The organism is Treponema sp. OMZ 790 (genome assembly GCF_024181285.1).
Classification (GTDB): Bacteria; Spirochaetota; Spirochaetia; order Treponematales; family Treponemataceae; genus Treponema_B.
Genome location: NZ_CP051201.1, coordinates 2,299,986 through 2,324,637, shown reverse-complemented (window position 1 = coordinate 2,324,637; position 24,652 = coordinate 2,299,986). Strand labels below are relative to the sequence as shown.

Here is a 24,652-nt window from a genome sequence, read left to right as displayed (position 1 = left end):
AGTTTTTTAAAAGAGGAAAAATTTTCCCCTTTCATAATTATTGTATAAAAAGTTTGTAATAAATAGTAAAATTTAAAAAATTGTTGATTAATTTAATATAAAAAACTCGAATAGCTGTATAAGCTTTTTTTCTGCCCCTATATTTTTTCTTAAAAATGTGATATACTCTCAAGAATTATATCGTTCGGAGGGTATCTTATGGAATTGGAAGAAAATAAGTTTGAACAAATTGAATATTTATTATCCGAAAAACGGTATATTGAAGTGCAGCGCACTTTGGCAGATTTAAACGAGGTAGACATAGCCGAATTCCTTGAAACGGAACCTGCCCAAAATGCTATTCTTATGTTCAGAATGCTGCCTAAGAGCATGGCTGCCGAAGTTTTTACGCTCCTCCCTACAGAACAGCAAAGCCGTTTTATAGCTGCTGCCACCGACAAGGAGTTGGTTTCTATCTTGGATGAAATCTTCTTGGACGATATGGTCGATATTGTTGAAGAGATGCCTGCAAATGTCGTAAAAAAAATCCTAAAAAATACCGGCAGTGAAGAGCGGATGCTCATAAATCAGTTTTTAAAATATCCCAAAGATTCGGCGGGAAGCCTTATGACCATCGAGTACGTTGGCTTAAAAAAAGGAATGACCGTTGAACAGGCCCTTGCCTATATCCGCAAGATAGGCTTGGAAAGTGAGACTATTTACACCTGCTATGTTACCGATAAAAACCGCATTCTTGAAGGTTTTATTTCTTTAAAAGAATTGGTGCTTGCCGATGGGGATAAAAAGATTGAGCAGATTTTTAATAAAGAGTACATCTGCGTGAACACCCATGACGATCAGGAAAAGGTTGCCTTCACTTTTAAGAAGTACGGCTTTTTGGCCCTCCCCGTTGTCGATAACGAAAACCGCCTCATAGGTATTATTACCGTCGACGACATAATGGACGTTATGGAACAGGAGGCTACCGAGGACTTTCAGAGGATGGCCGGTATGCAGCCCAACGAAGAAACCTACCTCGAGACCGGAATCTTTAAACTTGCAAAGCACAGAATTGGCTGGCTTCTTTTGCTCATGGTATCCGAAACCTTTACGGGAACCATAATCGAGCGGTATACCCACTTGCTTGCTTCTATGACTATTTTGACAGCCTTTATTCCCATGCTGATGGATACTGGAGGGAACTCAGGCAATCAGTCTTCCACCCTCATTATCCGCGGTTTAGCCACGGGAGAAATCGACTTAAAGGATTGGAAAAAGGTGTTTTTTAAAGAACTGGGTATTGCCGTTTTGGTAGGTCTTATCTTAGGTCTTTTTAGTTTTTTGAAATCGGTATTCCTCGGAGGAAAGAACCCTATGATAGCCCTCACTGTAGGTGTAACCCTTGTTGCAACCGTAACTATCGCAAAGATTACGGGAGGTCTTCTACCTATTATGGCAAAAAAATTGAGGCTTGACCCTGCAATTATGGCAGGCCCCTTAATTACAACCATTGTGGATACGGTGAGTTTGATTATCTATTTTAAGATAGCCGCAGTTTTGTGTGCAGGAATGTTTTAGCTTATGAGTTTTTTAAGAGATCTACGGTATAAAAAGCTTTCTCAAAATGCGCGCGTAGAAGATCTGGTCAAGGAAACCTTCCGCAAAGCTATACACCTTTGTGCGGCCCTTGTTCCCCTCTTTGCAAGATACTTTTTTTATCCCACGGTTTTAGCCTTGTCCGTAATAACATGTCTTTATATAGTTTTTGAAATTTTAAGATTAAAGGGCTACACGATTTTTATGATTTCAAGCATTACGGGCTTCGCGGCAAGAGAAAGGGATAAGGGAAAATTTGTCTTAGGTCCCGTAACTCTTTCGGTTGGGGTTATCACCACTCTTCTTATCTTTCCGTTTAGGGATGCAAGTATAGGAATTATGGCTTTGGCCCTAGGCGACGGACTTGCAAGCCTTGTCGGAAAATTTTGGGGAAGGCATCACTTAAATATTTCCAAGGATAAAACCATAGCAGGAAGCATAGCCTGTTTTATGGCGGTTTTTATTTCTACCTTCGTAATAAGTCTGAGTCTTGTAAAAAGCTTGTTTATTGCCGGCATCGCTGCAGGAACGGAAGCCCTGCCTCTAAAAGACTTTGATAATATACTGATTCCTCTGGTTTGTGCCGGAGCTGCTCTCATATTTGGAGTGTAAGCAGAGTCTAGCCTATAGAAATTGACGGCAGATTACAGGTTTACGCTAAGGCAATCTTTAGGATTTCTTCAGGGCTTGAGATTATCGCATCAGCTCCTGCGTTTTCCAATTCGGGACGCTTTCTAAAACCCCATAAAACGCCTATTGTAAAAAGACCTGCATTTTTCCCGGTTTGAACATCCGTTGCTGTGTCTCCTATGTAAAGAAAATCTTTTTTTTCGAGGTTGAGCATTTTTAAAATTTCATAAACGCCTGCGGGGTCAGGTTTCAGGGGTACCGAATCCCGGGCTCCCAGGATACACGAAAAGGTGTTCTCGCCGAAGATGGTCTTAACAACTTTTTCGGTTGTCGAGTGGGGTTTATTTGAAAGCACATTTACCGAAATTCCGTTTTTGATTAAGCCGGATAAAAGCTCTTTGATTCCCGGGTAGGCTTCACAAAGATAAACAGGGTCTGCATCATAGACTGCATTATAACCTTTAAGTATTTTTTCTTCCAATTCTTTGCTGTTTTTTCCTGACCGTTCAAGCACTCTTTGTACCAGCTTTCTTGCTCCGTTCCCTGTTAAAATTTTAAATTCTTCAGGATCGACAGCCGGTATGCCGTACTTGGCCGTTTCAGCATTTAAAAAATGAGCTATCGAGTAAAGGGAATTGGTTAAGGTTCCGTCCAAATCAAAAATACATGCTTTTTTCATAAGGCCCTCATTCTAACAAAAATAGAAAATTTCTGCAAGGTCAAAAAAGAGTCAGGGCAAACGCATCAGAGTTTTATCTTCGCAAAAAACATAGGCTGTTCAACCCGCCTTTCGCCGCTATGCGGCTGCAAGAGGGGTATTCACAGCCTATTTTTTTGCTATTTTATTTACCCTCATGATGTGTTTGCCCTTTTTTGAAAACTGTGCGAAATTTTGTTCAAAATTTCGCACAGTAAAGAAGTTAGCCGCTTCATAATCATTCTTGTGCGGTTGCCTTGAAGGAGTCCGCTTCCATATGTTTTGTTTTTGGTGTATGATGAACACATGGGTAAAAAATTTGAAAAAGAATTGCCGGTTTGCGGCTTTGAAAGCTGTCTTGCCTTGGCAAAACATCATCCCGAAAAAATCTCACGCCTGTTTTTTTCGGAAAAAAGAGCAAAACAGTTCGGCGAGGTTTGTAAGTATCTGGCTTCCAATAAGAGATTATATAGAATAGTCGCCGATGATGAGTTGGAAAGGCTCTCCGAATCGGTGCATCATCAGGGGGTAACGGCGATGATCTTTGAGCCCGAAATCCCTGTACTGGAACATGAAACGATAAACCTTTGGGCTCAAAATAGGGCTCAGGTTTTGATGCTGGATGAAATAGGAAACGCAAACAACCTCGGTGCGATAATAAGGAGCGCTGCCTTTTTCGGTATTGAAAATATAGTTTTAACAAAGGAAGATAAACAGGCTTCGATTACTACCTCGGCTTACAGGGTAGCTCAAGGCGGAATGGAATTTGTAAACATTTTTAAGGTTTCGTCAACGGCTTGGTTTTTGCGCCAATGCCGCGGAAGGCTCACCTGCATAGGCACCGATTTAAAAGCCCACCACGAAATCGCCGACATAGAAAGATTGATCGAAAAGGATGAGGCTTGTGTAATTGTTCTAGGAAATGAAGAGAGGGGAATAAGCGAGGAAGCTAAAAAGCTTTGCTCCCATCTTGTAAAAATAAAGGGAAGCGGCAATGTAGAAAGCTTAAACGTCGCCCAAGCCGCAACCCTTTTTTGTCATAGTCTTAGTGCAATAAATCTTCGATCTTTTTAATTACATATTCTTTTAAAGGAAGGCCTGAAATCTTAATATCTTTCGGGTCTTCATAATTCGGAATAAGTTTAAAAAAGTTAATATATATTTTATTTTCCTTTATATAGAATTCTTCTGCATGGGCCGGAATGAATATGAGTTCGATCTCATCGAATTTTGCCGAATCCTTGTATTTTTCGGTAAGCTCTGCAAGGTTTAAGGTCTTAATCGGAGCCATCATATTGTGCATGGTCTGTAAGTCTTCCAAAATCCACATATTGTTATTCCAAAAGCGGCTCTCGCTCATCGTGCGGTCGTTAAGCCTTTCCCTATTGGAAATTGCAGACATAACCCTGCGGACGGAATCCTTAGAAAAGTCCTCGTTGTAAACAACTTCCATCTGCGGCTTTTCGGCAATACTCACAAAGTAATCATCTCCCATCTTATCCTTTGAAGCTACGCTTTCCCAAAAGAAAACCATCATTTCTAAAACATCAAAATCAATCTTTATATTTTTCATAAAACAACCTCCCAAAAGTTTTTTTACTCAACGAGGATTTTACACCTATTGCCGTTTTTTTTCAATGAGTGGTAGTTAAAATCAGTCACAAAAATTATAGTCTATAATTTTCCTACTACTTCTTCAGAAAGTCCTGTGATTGTGTAAATATCTTCTAGAGGATAATTCATGTTTTTCATAATTTTTGCCGTTTCAAGGGCTTTTTGATGAGAACCGGCTGCACGACCCTCAGCCAAGCCCTCTGCTAAACCTAGATTTCTTCCCTCCGCTCGGCCTTCGGCTAAACCTTCTTCTAAACCTGCGGCACGGCCTTCCTCTAATCCCAGTCTTCTAGCTTCATTCCTTTCACATTCGACATACATCTCGTATTTTTCGTTAGAGAGCTCTATTGCCATTCGCCTCTCTTCATCCGTTACCCTAAAGAGTGTCGCTTCTGCCATTTTTATACCCTCCTCTAATCTGCATAATTCTTCCAACATCCCGCTTTTTTTATCTTCTTCATAGTTGGCTAAAAACCTTATCCAAAAATCTTTTAGGTTATACTCTTCAAGTCTCTTTTTCATAGTATAAACTATTAGCTCGTTTAATTCAACATAAAGATATTGAATTACAGAGCCCTCAGGCATCCTGACAAGCTCTGCGTTTTTGGGAACATCGCAGCCGAAGACCGAAAGGCTTATGGCGTACAAAAAGTCGTCTTCTTTGGGCTCCGTCTTTAAAAAGCGTGAAGCGAGGCGCATAAGGTACATTTGACTCCGCCTCGGATAGTTGGTTTTCCAAAACTGCTGCATTTCAAGGTCTACAAGAAGGCCTGTGTCGGTTTTAATTAAAAAGTCTAGGCGGTAGGTTTCACCCGACGGTCTGTCGCGGATGAGCTCGGTGTTTAGGATTTCGGCCTTTTTGATTTTACCGTAAGAATCTTCCAAAAAGGCATTTAGAAAACTGATAAGAGCCTTGTTTCCTTCCTCGCCTTTAGAAAACATCAGCTTAAATACCCAATCGGTTTTGGGGTTTAAAATTTTTTCTTCCGACATATTTTTCTCCTCAAAAATAATAATTTTCATACCAAATAAATGGTTAGGATAAAACAAAAGATTTATGCCTCATCATCATTATTATTGTAGGATTTTATTTCATTTAAGAGTAAAATTTTAAAAAAACTTTTATTTTTTTATTCCCGACACCCATTTGGTGTTTAGGATTAAAATTACGGCAATCAGACCGGCCGTTATGTTCGAAAAAAGATTTCCCCAGTATATCGAGTAATAGGAAAGATATTTTTCGGTTGTAATTATAAATATGTAGCGCAAAAGCCAGATGCGTAAAATACCCAACATTAATGGAACCTTGGTTTTTCCTAGGCCGATAAAAGCTCCCTGAATTGTCATACAAATACCGAAGCCTATTACCGAGTAGGTATAAATGTGCAGGGCCTTTACTGCGATTTCCCCTATTTGGGGCATTTCCGGCTTAAACATTGATACCAAATAGGCTGACGAGGGTACTATTATAGCTATAAGGACTGCCCCGCTTATCGCACTTGTAATACAGCCTAAAAGGCATGACCGTTTCGCCTTTTGAGGATTTTCTGAGCCTATATTCATGCTGACCATAGTCGTAACGGCAGCACTAAAACAGCCGGGTATATTGAAACAAATTGTCGAAATATTGCTTGCAATGCTCTGCCCGTTTAAAACTATTGCACCGTAAGGCTCCATTTCTCTGTTTATCAAAAAGAAACCTACATATATAAAGGCATAATTTATCATTGCAGGAAAGCCGACCCGTAATAGTTCGTATATTGCAGGAGGAGAAAATTTAAATTGTTTTAAAGTAAGTTTATCGGGCGTCTGTTTTAAAAAAAGGTCATAGAACATCCATGCTGCGACTACTATGTTGGCTAAAAGCGAAGCCAAAACGCAGCCGTCTATTTTCATTTTTAGAAAATACAAAAATATAAAGTTTCCGATTATTTTGATTATAAGCATTATAATCATTCTAAAAAAAGGCGCTTCCGGTTTTCCGTTTGCATTCTTAATTCCGTTATATATCGACTCCATAAAGCTGAGCGGCATTACCAGACAATAAAGCGAAATATAGCGGAAAACCAGCGGAGCTATCTCACTTTTCAGACTGTAGCTTATTACTGAGCCCAATACAAATAAAATGGGAATCGAGACCAGCCCCAACAAAAATCCGAATACGAAAATTTGAGTTGCGGTCTTTTTACTCTCATCTATATTTCCGCGCCCGTTAAGCTGACCTATGATTGCAGTAGCACCGACACTCAAACCTTGCCCAAGGGCTAAAACAATGAAGATAATCGGCTGGGAAAAGCTGACTGCACTTGCCGTTACGTGGTCGGTAAGTCTGTTTATAAAAAGACCGTCTGTAAACGGCATCATAGCTTGGAGCATTGCCATCATAAGGGCCGGCAAAGAAAGTATAAGCAAGGTTTTTATAGGGGAAGCGGTTAAAATAAGTTCACGCCTTTGTGCCGTAGTCTGTCCGATAAATTTTAGCTTCATATTCTAAACAGTTTACTCTATTATCAAAAAATATGGAAGATATATATCAGGCTCCTTTTTAGGTGTTTTTGATAAATTTGTATAAAAATATCAAAAATAGTTGATATTTTTGATATTTTGTGTGTATATTAGTATCCGGTATATCCCCTTCATTTTCTTCCTTTATTTTAGATATATTAAAGTTTTAGGAATATTTTACCGATAATCTATCGGTTAATTTTTTGATATTTGTTTAGGAGTCTTTTTATGAGAAAAATTGTAATATATATTGTAATTATATGCAGTGTATTCGGTACATTGTATGCAGGCGGATCGAAAGATATTGATACAGTGCAGATGCAGTCAAACGAAAGCTGGCATCAATCTATAGATATTTCAGGTAAGAAAAAAGGAAAATACAATATTATAATAACGGCCACAGACATAGCTGGTAATGAGGGATATGTCGGCCCGTTTAATATGTATATAGATCCCAATTCCGACTTACCCATAGTAAATATAAGTAATCCTAAAATTGATGCGGTTGTATCGGGAAACTTAAACATCGTAGGAACATGTTTAGATGATGATGCTGTAGACTATGTTGAAATTCGTATTGACGGAGGAGAAAGCATCTATCGGGCTAAAGGTAAAGAATTTTGGTCATATTATATAAACACCAAAAACTTGGAAGAAGGTGCTCACACTATTGAAGCATGGGGTGTTGATGTTAATGGAGTAAAAGGAAAATCCATAAAACGGGTTTTTTATCTGAACAGCCTTTCGCCTGTAACAAATATAGTCAATAGAACCGTCGGAGAACTTGTTTCAGGAAAAATCAATATTGAAGGTACCGTAGAAGACGGAAACGGAATAGAAAGACTCCTATATTCCGTAAATGATGGAGAAAATTTTGAAGAAGTAAAACTTTCCTATAACAAAAAAACAAAACAGTCTAATTTTTATTTAAAACTTGATACAAAAAAAATACCTGACGGACCTAAGGTCATTTGGTTTAAGGCGGTAGATAAGCAGGGCAGTGTAGGTATACATACATTTTTACTTTTTGTGGATAATACGGCTCCTTTAGTCGAGTTTATCTATCCTGATACCGATCAACCCATGCCGCCCGTATTTTCGATCGCAGGAAAAGCAACAGACTCTGCCGGTTTGGCAAGCCTTTCGTGGAAGTGCAATAATGAAAAAGGAGAATTTACCCTTACGCCCGGCAATCCTTATTGGATAAAAGAATTCGATGCAGGAAAGGGCGGCGGAAAGACAGCAGTTGTCGAAATAACGGCAAAAGATATAGCCGGAAACATTGTAAATGTAAAAAAAACCATCCAGATAGATCAGAGTAAAGGCAAACCCGTAATAGAAATGTTAAGCCCTGCGATAGATGCAAAGGTTTCCGAGGAGCTTTATATATCCGGAGTAGTACACGATTTATACGGCGCAGGTGAAATAAGATACAGAATAGATAAGGGCGAAGAAAAAATCATAGATGCCAATGAGGCAGGATTTGGAGTTATAGAAAAAGAAATAAGTGCCGGAAGCCATACATTAACAATATATGCGGTAAACAAAAAAGGAATACAAGGAGCTCCGATAAGCTTAAAATTCACTGTGGAAGGCAGGGCTCCAAGTATAAGCTTTGATAACGGCGAAACCGTAATACCTGTCTATAACGCTCAATCTAAGGCTTCTACATCGGTACATGTAAAAGCTCCTTCAGGCTTAAAATATATAAGTGCCGGATTTAACGGAGAAGAAGAGTCTGCATTACCCATAAAAGCCGGACAGACAGAATATTTAATAAAAACAAACATAAACTCTAAGTCGGTACCGGGGATATACACCGTATCCGTTACGGCTGCCGATATGAACGATAGGATCAGTAAACAGACATTGGCTGTTCGTGTTGTAAATATGTCGGGCGGAGGTGCAGAAGAAAATTTTGTCTGGGCTAAAGGCGATGTTAATGAAAATAATCAGATTATATTGACGGATGGAAATCCCCTTTCAGGTGTTTATCAGCCTAGAGAAGGCATGGTAATAGAATCCTTAGAAGTCATCGGCGGAAAAAACATTGAAGCCGAACTCGAAGGAGACATAATAAGGCTAAGTGTAAAAGCTGACGGTTTATACAAGGGTGTAGGAGTAAAAATTACCGACAACGAAGGCAATGTATATACAAGCCCGCAAGTAGATATCCTTTCGGATACTGCATCCCCTCAGATAAACCTTGACATGGCCGAAGGCGCATCCTTCGTAAATAAAGCTATCGTTTTAAAAGGTAAGGTCTCGGATGGAGCCGGAGTAAAAACCGTTGAATACAGCCTTGGAGACGGAGACCGGTATATAAAACTTTCTGGCAGCTTTAATGAGAGTATAAACGTAGGCGGACAGCCTGACGGCCCCATACTTGTTACGGTAAGAGCAGAAGATATGGCCGGAAGAGAAAGTTTTGCATACAGAGTTTTTTATAAGGACAGCGAAGCTCCCGAAACAATAATGGTTTTACCCGAACCGGGAGTTAAGGTAAACGGTTCAGTTTATTCTGCTTTTAAGGTAACGGATAGATTCCCGGGAGTAAAGGCAGAATATAAGGGAGCAAGCAAAGGCGCAGAATGGCAAAGTTTTGATTATAACACTCTTCCAAACCTAATAATCGGGTCTTCAAAAGAACCTTTGAGTAAGAACATGCAGTTTAGATTTACCGACCTTGCAGGTAATTCCAGAACTTTTAACAGCTACAGTTTTGAGATAGACAATTCAGAAGATGCTCCTGTAGTTGAACTGCATCTTCCGTATGAAAATGAAATAATGACAGGCGACTTTGAAATTTCCGGAATGGTATATGATGATGATGAAGCTGCAAAAATATATTATAAAATAGACAATGGAGCTTATAAGCCGGCAGAAATTAAAAACAGCTTTTCAATCCCTATATTGCTAAGCGAGCTGACGGATAATGAACATGAACTTACAATATATGCAGAAGATATTTACGGAGTTGCGAGTACTCCTGTAAAAAGGAAGATAAGGGTTTCATTACAAGTACCTCAGGTTGGAGTAGCTTATCCCCTTATAAACGATACGTTAAAAGGCGTAAGTGTAATAAGCGGAACCGCAACGGATAAAAACGGAATCAAACAGATAGAAGTATCGCTTGATAACGGCCAAACTTATAACCTTGCTGAAGGCAGCGAAAATTGGCAATACCGATTAAATACCCATATAATAAATGACGGAACTCATGTAGTTTTTATAAAGGCCACGGACAAATATGACCAGGTATTTTTATACTCGACCTTGGTAAACATAGACAACACTCCTCCTGTTTTAAAACTCGAATATCCTTTGGCCGGATCTAAATTAGATGCAAATTTATTTGTGTCGGGACAGGTTTATGATAATATTTCACTTGAAGGTGTAATGCTTAAAATAAAGAGCCTAAGCGGAACAACTGTGCCTCAAAAGTTATCCGAAATAAAACTTGAAAACGAAATAATTCTTTCAAAGGATATCGACATAAGTGCTCTGCCTGAGGGAAGATACAATCTTGAAATAAGCGGAGTCGATAAAGCAAATAATGCTAATGAGGCATCCATAAATTTTGACGTATACCGTAAAAAGGATAAAAACAAGATAGAATTATTATATCCCTTAAACGGAGAAACCGTAAGGGGAGAGTTTAATGTCTATGGAAGGCTTGTATTGGACAAGATGGCAGAAGAAGCCGGCCTTTATATAGACGGAAAAGAAATAGAAAAGGTAACTGTATCTAAAACAGGCTACGTTTGTTTTAAATTAGATAGGGAAAAAATTACAAGCGGAGAACATAAGCTTGAATTAAGGACTAATCAGGCCGGGCGAGGACCGCTTGTTTCAGAAGTCCACACAATAAAATATGAAGAAGCAGGCCCTTGGATTACCATAGACAACTTTGCTATGGGGGATTTTGCAATAGAAAGGCCTTATATTAAAGGCCGTGCAGGATACAGCGTATCTGAGGAAGAAAAAGCTCATGCTGCTTCTAAAGAAGCAACATCAGAAGACAAGAGGGCTTTTAAAGCAAAAAAACTAAAAAGAGTAGAAATCAGCTTTGATAACGGAAAGACCTTTGTTCCGGTTAAGTCAACTGCTAATTGGAAATACAGGCTTGAAACTGAGGATATGCCTGAAGGCAATCACTTTTTATTGTTAAGAGCCGTTATGGAAAATAAAGAAGTTGCGGTTTGCAGGACAATAATAAAGATTGATAAAACCGCTCCGGATGTAATATTGATATCTCCCGGTGAAGGAGGAAGATATAACGGAGCTATAGATTTCAACGGCTTATCATCTGACGATATAGAGGTGGCCAAGGTTGAATCTTCGTTAAGGAAGGGAGATAAGGCAACTTATGGCGTGCCTAAGTTTATACAGGGGCTGCATTTTGAAACGGCTTTTTGGGGCGCCTCTCTTTGGAACATAGGTGTAGGATTAAGCTTTTTTGATGATAACGTAAAATTGCAGATACATTACGGACAGTTTTTACAAAGTCAGTTTAAAGCAATATACGGTAATCAGCAAATTAGATACGGAGGGCATATCGTTTCTTTGAAACTTTTAGCCAACGTTTTTGACCTGCCTTTCGGATATTATTTTGGTCCTGATTGGAAATGGTTGTATCTGGATGTGGCTTTGGGCGCACAGTTTTCACTTTTTACGAATACTCAAAGCGGACGTCCTCAAGTATTATCGGCTTTGCTTACGCAAATCGAATTTCCCAGAGTGAAATTCCATAAGCAAAAATATTTTAGTGCATTTTCTTTCTTTACAGAAGGACAGTTATGGTTTATACCTACCGATGTAGATTCTAAGAGTAAAAAATCTAAAATCAAATCGGTTATTCCGCACATATCTGCAGGTATAAGAGTTGATATATTTTAACAAAACTTTTTAGAGGTAATTTTATGAAAAAGAACAGAAATTTTTTAATTTTTTTGATTTTAATTTTGTTTACGCTATTTTTAAACGTAACCTGTAAACAAAACATAGGTCTGGGCGGAACCATCGATATTGAACGCCCTAACGGAGAAATTACTTATCCGGATGCAGGAGAAACTCCTATTAGGGGTAGTTTTGTGATGAAAGGTTACGCTCGTGATGATGAGGGGGTTAAAGACGTTTCTGTTGTATTTAAAAATACTGAAACAGACTGGGTATCTCCATCATATCCTGCTGTCTTATCAAATATGACTAATGGTTCTGTAGCATGGACTCTGTCTGTTAATAATGAATTTACCGGAAGGACAAGAGATGGTCATCCCTTGGTAAAAGAATATCCGATACCTGATGGTAAATATATTGCTACTGTTACTGTTACAGATATTACAGGTAGAACAACAAGTTTTAGCCGTGAGTATGATATAGATAATACTCCTCCTGTGTTTATCGTTTCAAGACCGTCGACAATTATCGTAAATGATGATATTACTGCACAGGCTGACCCTTATGGTTCGGTTTTTATGGTTGTAGGACAGGCGGAAGATCGAAGCAAAATAGAAGATCTTACTTTAACGGTTGACGGTACCAATATAAGCGTTTCGAAAAAATTTGTCGGAAAAAATATAAACGAAGAAATAGCTACTGCTACAAAGAATGCTACCGAGTTTACCGATCCCTTGTATAAATATAACGCCGACAATGCGAGTCCGAAAATTAAAGCACATATATCTTTAACAGACAATGCGCGTTTTTTTAAAGCCGACGGAAACGAGAGTCAAGGGAATACTTCAGAATGGTATTATTTGCGGGATAGGGATATCCGATCGGTTTTAGGAAAGGGGTATACCGCCGATGTTATAAACGATTATTTTGCAGGTAAAAAAGGCTCTGCTTATTCGTTAAATAAAACCAAACGGCTTTTGGCAAAATTATATGATGATGGGGATCCTGAAGGACAGTCTGTAAAGCAGATATTGGAAAATGCCCGCATCATGACCAAAGTTGACCCTGGCGTTACTGATCAAAAATTTTCCTTTTTTACGCTGGATCCGAATAAATCACCAGGTTTTAAAGTAACAAATGGAACCAATTTTCCTCAATCCTATCCCGCGACGACTCCCGATGCGGATTTACCTCATCCTGGTGTAGAGTTTTTCAGCGGTTCGGTGCGGCCTAAAGTTTCTCTCAAACTCATTCCGAATAAAAACAACGCCCCATTGGTAGAAAGTTTCAATTACAATGGATACAGAGCAAGCGGTATTGTCATCAATATGTATAAGTGTACTGCGGTCTCGTATGTTACTTCCGGTGATAAAAAAATATTGAATTTGGCACAGTCCGCTGTTCCTTCTTATTCTTTAAAATTTGCTGATTTATCGACACAGGACGAGATCGATCAGGTTGTTACCGGTACAAGTGAATTGACCGTACAATGGCAACTACCGAATCCTGCTACTTTTTCCGCCGGATATTATGTAATAGAAGTAGAAGGAAAAGATACCGAAAATAATGATTTTGTTGCTTATGACAGAAATAATTCACCCGGAGGCTCTTTTGTTATCAAGTTTGAAGCGGCAGGCACCCACCTCATGATACTTCCCGGTGCTCCTTCCGGATTTGTAAAAGAAGCTTTTCATGTTATTGCAAATGTTTCTTCCGGGCAGCCGGTTACCAAGGTATGTTATAAATTGGATGGAGCGGCGGGAGAAAGCGATACAGAGCTTCTGCACTCTTCCGGAACCGAATGGAAAACCGCTGCGCCTGTTTCGCTTGCTTCATTATCGGAAGGAGAACACAAAGTTCATTTTTGGGCTAAGAATAGCACAAATCAGACAGCTATGGCTAGTATAGACTTTATTAAAGATACAAAAGCTCCTGAGTCGGATATAACATATCCTGAGTCCAATGATGTAGTGGCTGGGACGGTAAAGATTAGGGGAACCGTTACCGATGCCCATGCCGGTGTAAATAAGGACGGTACCAGGTATATCATAGGAAAACAGCCTTCCGAACCGACTGCCTCTACTACCGGTTGGCGTGTTATGGATGACACCAAAGTAGTTTCATGGGAGTTTACGTATAACTTGGACGATTTTTCTTCTTCTCCGTCGACTTATGGCGATCAAGTTGGTAGTACCTCTGTATATAAGATTCCTGTTTATATTTTAACCGAAGACACCATAGGGAATAAAGGTGTTAAAAGATTCACTGTAAACTATGATTCAGACGGAGATAAACCGGTTATTACAGTGCTTTCTCCACAGCAAAATCAAACCTTGGGCGGCACGATTCAAATATTTGGTACTGCCTCGACCCGTTTAGGCGGTTTTGCAGACGTAGGTGAAGTATATATTCAGTTTTCAAAAGACGGTAACTTCGAAAATACTGCAAACGGGAATATGACTTTCGGAACATCCGGCGGCAGTTATGATGCCGATTGGTATAAAGCTGGTAAAGGTCAAGCTGTTCCAAATACCGCTTCAGGCGGATCCAATTGGCAAATTTCAATAAATGAAAATGGAGAATTTAACAATCCGAATGGGCAAAACTGGGAAATTTATTTTAGACTTCGCGCAATAAAGAAAGGAACTACCAATAAATACGGCGCATGGTCGAATCCGATAAAAATCTTCATTGATAAAGCCTATCCGACCATCGGCAGCCCGGATCCGTTAAAGCTGGTAAACAAATCGAATGGTTTGGACCCGATAAATTATACATCGGGTATGTGGATCGCCGACGGGAAAAAACTTATCGGTTCTTTATATGACGATTCGGGAATAAAAACCGTCGAGATTTCATCTCTGGAACTGCTGGGCAATCAAAAATATAATTTGCAGCAGGCTTTATCACAGGGCTGGATTGCGGAAGATGCCGCTCATGCACCTACTTCTCCAGGAGCAAAAAATTATATGCTTCAAATCCCTCTGGACTTGAACACTCTCAGCGAAGCAGCAAAACGCAAAGGTGAAATAACGATAAAAATCAAAATAGTTGATGTGGGACAAAACTTGTTGAGAGAAGAAACATTAAAGTTCAACTTTGATATTATGCCTCCCGCAGGTGATGTAGGGGACTTTATTTACAGATACAGCGGAAACGTTAGGATATCTTACATAACGGACTCCAGGCTTGCACAGGAAGTAAAAAATTGTGCACCTGGCTCGTCTCCCGATTACAGCAAGCTGAATCTTTTAATTAACGATAAGATCCGCAAGGTAACAAACGTAAGCGGAAGTACGGTGTCTTTTGCCCCCAATCTTGATAGAGCGGGCACATACAATTGTCTTTTATATAAAGCACCATATATTATACGGAACGACAGCGGAAACTGGATTGTGCGCGGTGTTGCAAACGACGACGGATCAGGTATAAAAAAGATCGAAGCGACTGTTACTGTTGACGGGCAGACGGCACAAAGCGGTGAAATTACAGGAGATAAAATAACGCAACATCTCGGTGGGCAAGTCAGCTGGGAAGGAGAGATCGATTTAAGCACCCTAAAGGACGGTAAAGGAAAACTGAGCTGCAAGATTTATGATGAGCAGGGTAACGTATATAACGTTCCCGATGCCGATATAGTCGTAAAAAACAAGCCGATTGTTGTTTCTAAAGTTACGCTCTCTACCGACATAGCCGGCAGCCCTGAGAGCTTTGAAAACAACACTACAAATAAAGCGCTTAAAAACGTAAAGACTGACAGTAATCTTGACTTTACCGCAGATTTTGCGAGCACTGAATTTGCCTTTAAAAATAAGAATAATTCAAAGATAAAGGTTGACTTTACCGGCGGATACGGTACGGTAAAATATCAGCTTAAAAAAGAAAACGGTACTCTATTAGGAGGACTTACCGCTATTACAAGCGGCGGTGAAATCGATTTAAAGAATCATTTTGGCACGACTACAGATAAAATCAACAATTCAAACGGTACGCCGACAAAAATTATCCTTGAGTTGTGGGGCGAAGCGGCGGGTTATACACAAGGCACGGATTCCGCTTTTGCAAAAATCAATATTACTACGCTCTTCGATGCGCTTGACGATAAACCGCCGACGGTGGTCATTCTTCCGTTCCATTGGAACAGCGAAGCAGATAATTCTCTATACCAAAACAGTCGTGCAAATGGTCACGTGGAAATTGCAAAGATCAACAGTTTAGGCAATAATTACTCTTCCGTTTCGGGTAAAATTACCCTACGAGGTTTTGCGTATGACAATGTTAAAATCGATTCAATTACGGCTGAGGTATCCGGTAAAACGTTAACAGCTGCGCTTTCCGGCAATGGGCCGTGGACGGTTGGAACGATAGCTTCGACAGACGGTATCGTATTAACCGTTGAAAAACTCGGAGCGGACTATCTCGGTTATTACGTTACATGGCAAATTGATTGGGATACCGAAAAGATAGGCGTAGGCCTTGCACGAGACATTAAAGTAACGGCGAACGATGGAACAACAACATTTTCCGACACCGGAGTAACTACTGCCAAAACAACAGGCGTTACCAGGAGCGAAAAAAGATCTGCAGAAAACGCCGTTTTCGAAAATAAGAAGCCGGGACAGTTCGTTGTGTTTACAAAAGGCGAAACGCAGTATCTCACACGTATAAGAAGCGTAACAGGCAATAAGGTAACCCTTGAAGATGATGTTCCCGTTGAAGCAACTACGGTTTCTATGTACGCTTATACTGCAAACGAGCCGAAAACAACGGTAAACGTTGTTCCGTATATTACGGAGGTGGTAACCGGATTGGCAGGTGCCGACGGCAGTCATAAAGGCGCCTTCTCTCGCGCTTCGACCGGCGAATATCCGGTACGGGCTGGGGAAACGATTAAAGTAAAAGGCTTTAACCTCGCAGGCGGAACGGTTATGCTCGGCACCTCTTCGCTCGGTACGAATTTGAACGGTGTAGCCATAGTATCATCGCATACGAGCGGCGATCTGTCCGTTAAGGTCGGTTCTATCGAATCCGTCAACAACAAGGTGGATATTACAAAACCGTACAATATCGAAGGCAACGGAATTAATAACGATATCCTCAATGCAAGACGTAAGCTTTTTGTATGGAAGATGGAACCTATTATCAATAACAACTTTATGGAAAGTCCTCAGTTTGTGATGGATAGTAAGAGTAATTATTATATGTCGTACGGATCTTTGGCTGGAAGCGATATGAGTTTCAATATGATGAAAAACGGCACTGTAAATCATACATCAACACAAATGGCTTCTTCCAATATTATTGAACAGTGTTATAGTAAATATCATAATACCGTAATAGCCTTTGATGATAACGAAAATATGTACGGAGGTGCAACCAATACCGATAGAGCCGGGGGAAGTACCAGTTTTACGTTCTTCTCTCGTGAACGGGGAACCAATGCACAAGGAACAGGCGGAAATTATAATGGAGGGACAAACCGCCGCCGTCTTGAAAATAATAATAATATAGGCAGAGGCGTTTATGATGTAAACCGCGTGCAGATACCTAAGTTGGCAGTTAGAGGACCCTCCTCCGATGCAAAGGTTGCTCTTATCTATTACGATAGAAATAACAACGCACTTCCCATTAAATTCCGTTACGGTTCCATTACCGCTCCTAATAACATTTCGAACGGTTTAGGTCATAATGTAGATCAGTATGGAACTGGTAGCGACCCTGTCGATTCAGGCTCTGCCAAAGGCTATGAAGTTATAGCGGATAATGCGAATGCAACCGTATATAAGAGCGGGGGCTATGCTGCCGTTGCTCTTACCTCTACCGGACGAGCCGTTGCCGTGTGGTATGATTCCGTAAACAGCCGATTGGTATACAGTTACCGTGATGTAAACAGTTATACGGAACCTGCTGCCGGTGCCTCTGATCGTAAAACTGAGGTATGGCAGGGTAATGCCGTAGTTGTTGATACCGGTGCACCGCTCTATGTTGATGTGGCAATTGACGATGCGGACGGATTGCATATCGGCTATTATTCCAGCGGTGACGGCGGGGTAAAATACGCCTACCTGCCGCCGAATAAAGTAACAGGGACAACGAAACCTGCTTCTACAGACTTTAAAGTTGTTAAGGTCGATACCCACATGAATCCCGGTACCCTTCTTAAAATTGGTGTGCGCAAAGAAAGCGGCAAGCAGGTTCCATACATCAGCTACTATCATAACGGCTTTTACGGTTCCGCAAATGCAGCGCGTATCGCCTGGCTTAAAGACGGTATTGCTTCTGCCGCCGACGTTAAAAACGGCGTTGAGAACGGTAAGTTTACCGGTAATTGGGTGGTTATGACTGTGCCGGCAAGTAACGGTATTCAGCAGTACACGATTTGCCAAGGGGCGCCTACGAGCGGTAATTATGCAAATAAGGTTATCGCCGCATACTTTACAACAAAGAATTACGAGATGGCGGTATTGCAAAAATAAGCATTTCGCTTAACAATTAATCTTCCCCTCGTCGGATTATCCGGCGGGGGGGGATTTTTTATGTGATGCGGAAAACCGCGGAAAATGCCGAGGTTTTTAATCTTTTTACATAGCTTCTGATTAGCCTTTGCGCTCTTGGCGTTCCTTGCGGTTAATTTTCGAGGTATTTAACCGCGGAGGCCGCTAAGGAATTTTTGGGGAATCTTTGTATCTTATTTTTATAAGGTATCGATTTCTTCTTTGGAAAGTCCCGATACTGTGCAAATATCGCTAATCGGATAGTTCATACCTTTCATCAGTTTAGCCGTTTCAAGAGCTTTTTGGTAAGAGCCGTCGGCAAAGCCTTCTTGTCTTCCTTTTATTTCGCCCTGTACTATTCCCTGTCGATAACCTTCGCTTATACATGATGCCCTGTCATGTTCATATTTCATACGGGACTCATATAGCCATTTATCTTTAGGGCTCATTTCCATTACTTCTATCGTTGTATTTGCCTTTCTCATCATCGGCGATTCTTGTGCCAGCATATTACGTACCTCCACATTATCAGTTTCGATAAATTTCAGCCAATTTAATAAGCGTTTTGTTTTATTATCCTTGTATTGAGATTTCTTTAAGAGTCTTGCTTTTGCAAGGTTTAGTATATGAATCTCAAGTTTTGAAGCTAAAGGCTCTTTTGTATATTGTTCAAGAACAAGATACTTATTGTGCAAACGCTTATTTTTATTAAAGCCTTTTCCTATCAAGTTTATTGTAATACACTTTGGCAGTTTTGTATAGTCTTGACCTTGTTTTATGTTTTCATTATACATCTTAGACCAATAATACAAAGTTCTTTCAGGGAAATCAAAATGCCAACTGTTTTGAATTTCAATGTCGACAAAGGTTCCATCTTTTAGTTTTAACTTGATGTCCAAAACACCGAGTTTTTCACTCAAAAGTTCTTTCTGAAACTCCTTATCGAGAAGTTCCAAGTCTGCGATGGTTTCAGGCGGAATGTCTAAGATACACTCGAGCAAGTCCTGTAAGACATCTTTGTTTTCTTCAACTCCGAATACTCTTTTAAAAGCATAGTCGTTGCGGAGGGTTATTTTGAATAGTTGCTTCATTTTTAACTCCATAAAAATTATTTGAAAAGAAGAAAAATTTTTCCCCTTTCATAATTATTATAGAAATTGTTTGTAATAGATAGTAAAATTTTAATAAAATAGGAATTTTCTCACCTTTTTTTCATATGATTTTGTAATAACTTACGCTTGCATTCCCTTAAAAGCTATTGTATAATAACTCTTATGTTAAACAAGCAAAAAAAGATGACTTGGCGGACTTACCTCGCCTATGGGGCTGCCGATTTATACGGCGGAGGCTGTTTTTTTATCGTTACTACATTTGCAATGTACTATTTGGTAAATGTAATAGGGCTTCATCCTGTTTTGGCCGGGCTTATACCTGCAATCGGAAAGTTTTGGGATGCTGTATCGGACCCTATGATGGGCTATATAGCCGATAATACGCCGCAAAACCGTTTCGGTAAAAGAAGGGTTTGGTTTTTGGTTTCGATTGTCCCGATTGCCCTTTCATTTATCATAATTTGGTTTCCGACCGGAATCGAAAGTCAGGCCGGGAAATTTATCTTTTATACGGTGGCCTACATTATCTTCTTTACGGTTTCGACTGTTTCGTACATACCTTATGCGGCTCTTTCAGCCGAAATAACTAAGGACTTTTCCGAAAGAAATAAACTTAACGGTTCCCGCCTTATGTTTTCTTTTATAGCAACCCTTTTAGGCGGACTTTTGGCTCAGCCGATTATCGATGCCTTTCATGGCAGTATGATGGGCTATTTTGTGATGAGTATAGTTTTTGCCCTCATCTTTGCCCTTCCGTGGATTCCTCTTTATTTTGAAACATGGGAACTGCCTGAAGAAAAACCTCAAAAAAAATCCGAAGTCAAATTTATAAAAAACTTTTTATCCCTTTTTAAAAGCAGGTCTTGTAGAATCCATATTGCTATGTATGTCTGTTCCTACGGAGCTTTGGATATAGTTATGTCTTTGGTTCTCTTCTACATTGTAGATTATTTAAACCGAGGAAGCGTTTTTGTAATAGCCCAAGGTTCTCTTTTGATAACCATGATGGCAACCCTGCCGATTCATAACCGCATAATAAACAAGAGGGGACACAAGCCTGTCTATGTTGCAGCCCTAATCATCTTTGCAGTTTCTATAGTTCTTATGTCTTTTCATACGCCTCAAACAAATCCGGTTTTTTTAATATTGAACATGGTGCTTATGGGTGTTGGAATTTCGGCAAACAATCTGATTCCTCATCAGCTGCTTCCTTTTTTGGCAGATATAGATAAACTTATGAGCGGAGAAAACCGTGCCGGAACTTATTCGGCTGCTATGACTCTTACCCGAAAGTTGTTTTTGGGTTTGGTTATAATGACCACAATAGGTTTTGTTTTAAGCGGTATAGGTTATAAAAATCCCGTTCCCTCGGTTTTGACTCAAAAGCAATTTAAAGAAGCTCAAGATCTGGCCGTAAAACATAATGAAAACTTTGAAAATATAAACAAGTATTACTCTTTGCGGGAAGACGGAAATTTCCATTTAAAATACATGAGCCGAAACACTGATAAGATTATCAGCTCTATCGATAAAAAAGTAAATGACAACTTTGATGAGATACCCGAAGCTGTTTTTGAAAGTTTACTTTCTTCTTTTAATGCAAAAGATTTTAATGAAACAAACGATAAATTTTTACTCGAATCTTCTTATTTAAAATCGGGAGATGTCTATAAAAAAATCATGCCGCAAGATTTTTATACAAAAGATGATCTTTACGATTTGAAGGAACTTTTAGATAAGATCGATTTTAAATATTCAGGTATAGGACAGGTTCAAAAGCCGCAGCAAAAGGATTCTACCTTGCGCGGTGTAAAAATTGCTTTTATAATAATGCCCCTCTTTATGATTCTTTTCGGTATCTTCTTCGGTCTTAAATTCAATGTAAGCCCCGAAAACCATAAAATAATTCTTGATGAGTTAAGCAGATTGGAAGCCGGAGGTAAAAAAGAAGATGCTGATGAAAAAACCAAGCAGGTTTGCGAGCTTTTGATTGGAGAGCCTTACGGAAGAACTTGATAAAAGCTGTCACAATAAAAATCAAAGATAACAAAAACAAAAATAAAAACCTCCGAATCCGTTACAGACTCGGAGGTTTTTATTTATTCTATAAAAGTCTTATCTTAGCCGCCGAAAAAGAGCGGAACTAAGAATGAGGCCAATAAGATTATAAAGGCCCCTCCCAAGCGGGATGAAATTTGAGCAAAGGGCATCAGCTCCATTCGCTTTGAAGCTGTAAGAACAGCAACATCTCCTGTTCCTCCCATGTTTGCCATACAAAGGCCTGCAGTGATTGCAGCTTCAATAGGATAAAAGCCTACAAATTTGCCTATTACTCCGGCACCGATTATTGCTCCTATTACAACCAATAGTACCAGTACAATGTATGACAGGCTGAAAGCTCCGATGATGTCGCCGAGGTTCGTATAGCCTATACCTATACCGACCAAGAGAGCTGCAGTAAAATTCTTTGCAACAAATTTATACCATAAGGCACAAGCATTTTCAAATGTCTTAGGTAAGATGTTCACAGCTTTTACGACAGCAACGCTGATAATCATCCAAGCATAGGTGTGAATATTTACACCGATAAGTTTGAAGAGATTAGAAACTATAGTTCCCCAGGTAAAGAAGGCAGTTGCAATTACTATGGCGATTCCGAAGTCTTGCAAGGAAAAATTCTTTTGCATTGCTTCATCATTCGGCACCTCAAATGTTCCGCTTGCAAGAAGTTGTCCGTTTCCTGTCCAAGCCGGTTTAATTTTTCCGAGCTTGTTAAGCATTCCGCCTGCGACTATGGCAAGCGCATTGCCGAGGGCTACCGCCGGCACAAGTTTGGAAAGAATTTGCTCTGCAGGAATTTTTAATGCAGAAGCAAAAACTTGCGAAATAGGTACTGCTCCGGCTCCCATTCCTCCTCCCATAATCGGAATACCGATATGGGCAATAGCTTCGGGTGCTTTCATTCCGAAAATAGGGGCTCCTAAAGAAACAAGGATTAATGCTGCCGCAACAGAACCTACAATACACGGAAAATATCGTATTGCTGCTTTTATCAGGAGTTTTCTATCCATTCCCAAGATAGAACCTGTAATTAGGGCTGCAATGTAAAAATCCAGAAAACCGCCGCCCTTCATAAATGTCGAAGTGTTTTTTAAAATACCTTCGGGCAAAACATGGTAATAAGCGAGGGCACTTGATGCAAATATAATTACAATCGGTCCGCCGCCGAAAAATGTTTTTACTATAGGAGTATTATCACCGATAATGTTTAGTACTTCACCAAGTACCATCATCAAGAGAAGGGCTCCTATCATTCCGCCCGGAAGTTTATTCCACCATGTTGCCGCAATTACAACAGCTGCAACAATACCAAAAAGTATGAGGGGCATACCTAGAATTTCATACTTTTTTCTTTCATTTACCATAAAATAAACTCCTTATTTTGACTCTTCTTCAGAGATAACTATATTGGTCAGATCGGTCAGCCTTAACAATCTAATGGCGTTTTTACTGTCCTGAACCAATAAGCCCTTATCTCCTACGGTTATAGGGGTATAGGGCAGAACTTCTACAGCAGATTTGGCTTGAAGTTCAAGTTTATCGTTATATCGGCCAATGAAGTATTTTCCTTTATTGTCAATTACGGCATAATAGTTATTTTCATTTTTAACCAAGACACTTGCGGCTGCAATATTTTCGTTACTCTGCTTAACAATCTCTAAAGATTTTGCATCTATGAGTACAAGGGCTATAACTGCATTGCCCGATTGAGTTCCTGCTATAGCCATCAGGTTTTTGCCGACGATATAAAGGTTTCTGCCTCTGATTGTATCTATACCCGAAGTTCTAAGTTCTTCTTCCGTTTTAAGATCTAATAGAACAAGTTCCGAAAGCAATTTGGTTTCATCTACAACTTTTAATCCGTAACCGGGAATTGACGAAGCGATGGCAGCATCACCTTCAGCCTTTTTTTCAGCCTTTTTTTCTTCTATGATTTTTTGTGTATCCGAAGCAATGTCTTTTCTATCGGTTTGAGCCTCTTCGGTCTTTTTTTCGGCCATTTTTTCTTCTTGTTTTACTTCTTCTTTGGCCTTGTCGGCTTCCTTTTGCTTTTCTTCGGCAGCTTCTTTGGCTTTTTTAGCCTCTTCGGTTTTCTTTTCGGTCTCTTTTTGAGCTTTTACTACCTCTTTTTGTTTTTCTTCAGCAGCCTTTTTGTCTTCAGGTTTTCCTGTTTTAGCGGCTTTTTCTTCAGCTTTTTTAGCTTCTTTTTGTTTTTGTTCGGTCTGTTTTTTTTGTTTTTCCGCTGCTTTTTGTTTTGTATCGGCTTCCTTTTTTTGTTTGTCGGCTTCTTTTTGCTGCTTTACGGCTTCTTTTTTTGCAACATCGGCTCGTTTAGCGGCTTCTTCGCTTTCTCTTTCTTTTAGGTCTACCATATCTTTGCGTTTTTCGATGTCTCTGTTCTTATCTTCACGCATTTTTTCGACAACCTTTTTTATCCGAGATTGAAGTCGTATCTACAGTACTTATTGTTCCCGCATATTTTTGATCAGTCAGAGGAATGACGATTTGCGTTCTGCCCGGCCATTCATCGTAGCGCAAGGCGATACCGGCCTTGTCTGCCGTTAAATTCTTTGTAACAATCGGCTTATATTTTTGATTAAAGAAATCCATATTTCCGCGGTAGACGGCATTATATATTGTAACAAAGTGTGCAAGGGTTGCGGCATCCTTATCGGAATATCCGTAAGCGGCTTTCAAATATCCTGCAATTATCAGCCTGACGTTGTTAATATGATCAACACCGGCATTTTTCCCGATAATGAAGATATCGGCGTCAAGCCCTTCCTTTACTGCAGGGTCAACGCAATGGATAATTGCATATCTATTCATATCTCCTGCACGTCCGCTTTTTACGGCTCCTGCGAGATTTGAACCTATACCCCTTATTGTGTCGGCACTATCGACAACATCATGGGGTCCGGTGTAGTTAATAAATTCTATAGTTTTATTTTTTACAGAATCAATTTCAGGCTTGTCAACCTCAATTGCAAATCCTGAAAAAACTACCATGATTGAAAAAAACGAAAAAACTAATAGCCTTCTCATAAGTAAATCCTCCGTTCTTC

At 39.8% G+C, this 24,652-nt stretch carries 12 protein-coding genes and 1 pseudogene; 6 read left to right on the top strand and 7 right to left on the bottom strand.

Annotated features, from left to right (window positions below; genetic code table 11):
- Nucleotides 1-198 precede the first annotated feature (198 nt).
- Nucleotides 199-1,557, top strand: a complete 1,359-nt coding sequence (mgtE, locus tag E4O01_RS11025; protein WP_253692236.1) for a magnesium transporter — start codon at nt 199-201, stop codon at nt 1,555-1,557.
- A 3-nt stretch (nt 1,558-1,560) separates the two neighbouring features.
- Entirely contained in the window at nt 1,561-2,187 is a 627-nt protein-coding gene (locus E4O01_RS11020) for a diacylglycerol/polyprenol kinase family protein (RefSeq protein ID WP_253692235.1), read from the top strand.
- A gap of 40 nt (nt 2,188-2,227) precedes the next feature.
- Here the strand turns inward: E4O01_RS11020 and E4O01_RS11015 are convergent, their stop codons facing one another.
- Nucleotides 2,228-2,884 (bottom strand): HAD family hydrolase, encoded by a 657-nt coding sequence (locus E4O01_RS11015; protein WP_253692234.1) that lies wholly within the window; start codon nt 2,882-2,884, stop codon nt 2,228-2,230.
- Between the two features lie 324 nt (nt 2,885-3,208).
- Between E4O01_RS11015 and E4O01_RS11010 the strand changes: the two genes are divergently transcribed.
- Nucleotides 3,209-3,976 (top strand): TrmH family RNA methyltransferase, encoded by a 768-nt coding sequence (locus E4O01_RS11010; protein WP_253692233.1) that lies wholly within the window; start codon nt 3,209-3,211, stop codon nt 3,974-3,976.
- On the opposite strand, the gene E4O01_RS11005 is transcribed toward E4O01_RS11010, so the two are convergent.
- From E4O01_RS11005 to E4O01_RS10995, 3 genes are all read right to left on the bottom strand, one after another.
- Nucleotides 3,948-4,475, bottom strand: coding sequence for a TDE2712 family protein (locus tag E4O01_RS11005; RefSeq protein WP_253692232.1), 528 nt, complete (start codon nt 4,473-4,475; stop codon nt 3,948-3,950). The genes E4O01_RS11010 and E4O01_RS11005 overlap by 29 nt on opposite strands.
- A 101-nt stretch (nt 4,476-4,576) precedes the next feature.
- Complete coding sequence (locus E4O01_RS11000; protein WP_253692231.1) at nt 4,577-5,509, bottom strand: PD-(D/E)XK nuclease family transposase; 933 nt, start codon at nt 5,507-5,509, stop codon at nt 4,577-4,579.
- A gap of 129 nt (nt 5,510-5,638) precedes the next feature.
- The gene (locus E4O01_RS10995) at nt 5,639-7,003 is read right to left on the bottom strand and encodes an MATE family efflux transporter (RefSeq protein ID WP_253692230.1); all 1,365 of its coding nucleotides are present in this window, start codon (nt 7,001-7,003) and stop codon (nt 5,639-5,641) included.
- Nucleotides 7,004-7,249: 246 nt separating this feature from the next.
- Here E4O01_RS10995 and E4O01_RS10990 point away from each other — a divergent pair, with 246 nt between their 5' ends.
- Nucleotides 7,250-11,920 carry an Ig-like domain-containing protein gene (locus E4O01_RS10990; protein WP_253692229.1) on the top strand — a complete coding sequence of 1,557 codons (4,671 nt, stop codon included), beginning with the start codon at nt 7,250-7,252 and terminating at the stop codon, nt 11,918-11,920.
- 23 nt (nt 11,921-11,943) lie between these two features.
- Nucleotides 11,944-18,396, top strand: a complete 6,453-nt coding sequence (locus tag E4O01_RS10985; protein WP_253692228.1) for a hypothetical protein — start codon at nt 11,944-11,946, stop codon at nt 18,394-18,396.
- 218 nt (nt 18,397-18,614) lie between these two features.
- Here the strand turns inward: E4O01_RS10985 and E4O01_RS10980 are convergent, their stop codons facing one another.
- Entirely contained in the window at nt 18,615-19,505 is an 891-nt protein-coding gene (locus tag E4O01_RS10980) for an Rpn family recombination-promoting nuclease/putative transposase (RefSeq protein WP_253692227.1), read from the bottom strand.
- A 183-nt stretch (nt 19,506-19,688) separates the two neighbouring features.
- Between E4O01_RS10980 and E4O01_RS10975 the strand changes: the two genes are divergently transcribed.
- A complete protein-coding gene (locus tag E4O01_RS10975) occupies nt 19,689-21,542 on the top strand; it encodes an MFS transporter (protein WP_253692226.1) in 1,854 nt (617 codons plus the stop codon).
- A gap of 104 nt (nt 21,543-21,646) precedes the next feature.
- Here E4O01_RS10975 and E4O01_RS10970 read toward each other — a convergent pair whose 3' ends face one another.
- Nucleotides 21,647-22,951, bottom strand: coding sequence for a 2-hydroxycarboxylate transporter family protein (locus E4O01_RS10970; RefSeq protein WP_253692225.1), 1,305 nt, complete (start codon nt 22,949-22,951; stop codon nt 21,647-21,649).
- A gap of 12 nt (nt 22,952-22,963) precedes the next feature.
- Nucleotides 22,964-24,632: pseudogene (locus E4O01_RS14890) on the bottom strand (P83/100 family protein).
- Between the last annotated feature and the right edge of the window lie 20 nt (nt 24,633-24,652).

What these genes read in the sequence shown, in the direction of transcription:
- mgtE (WP_253692236.1), top strand. Translation starts at nt 199, where the DNA reads ATGGAATTGGAAGAAAATAAGTTTGAACAAATTGAATATTTATTATCC.
- E4O01_RS11020 (WP_253692235.1), top strand. Translation starts at nt 1,561, where the DNA reads ATGAGTTTTTTAAGAGATCTACGGTATAAAAAGCTTTCTCAAAATGCG.
- E4O01_RS11015 (WP_253692234.1), bottom strand. Translation starts at nt 2,884, where the DNA reads ATGAAAAAAGCATGTATTTTTGATTTGGACGGAACCTTAACCAATTCC.
- E4O01_RS11010 (WP_253692233.1), top strand. Translation starts at nt 3,209, where the DNA reads ATGGGTAAAAAATTTGAAAAAGAATTGCCGGTTTGCGGCTTTGAAAGC.
- E4O01_RS11005 (WP_253692232.1), bottom strand. Translation starts at nt 4,475, where the DNA reads ATGAAAAATATAAAGATTGATTTTGATGTTTTAGAAATGATGGTTTTC.
- E4O01_RS11000 (WP_253692231.1), bottom strand. Translation starts at nt 5,509, where the DNA reads ATGTCGGAAGAAAAAATTTTAAACCCCAAAACCGATTGGGTATTTAAG.
- E4O01_RS10995 (WP_253692230.1), bottom strand. Translation starts at nt 7,003, where the DNA reads ATGAAGCTAAAATTTATCGGACAGACTACGGCACAAAGGCGTGAACTT.
- E4O01_RS10990 (WP_253692229.1), top strand. Translation starts at nt 7,250, where the DNA reads ATGAGAAAAATTGTAATATATATTGTAATTATATGCAGTGTATTCGGT.
- E4O01_RS10985 (WP_253692228.1), top strand. Translation starts at nt 11,944, where the DNA reads ATGAAAAAGAACAGAAATTTTTTAATTTTTTTGATTTTAATTTTGTTT.
- E4O01_RS10980 (WP_253692227.1), bottom strand. Translation starts at nt 19,505, where the DNA reads ATGAAGCAACTATTCAAAATAACCCTCCGCAACGACTATGCTTTTAAA.
- E4O01_RS10975 (WP_253692226.1), top strand. Translation starts at nt 19,689, where the DNA reads ATGTTAAACAAGCAAAAAAAGATGACTTGGCGGACTTACCTCGCCTAT.
- E4O01_RS10970 (WP_253692225.1), bottom strand. Translation starts at nt 22,951, where the DNA reads ATGGTAAATGAAAGAAAAAAGTATGAAATTCTAGGTATGCCCCTCATA.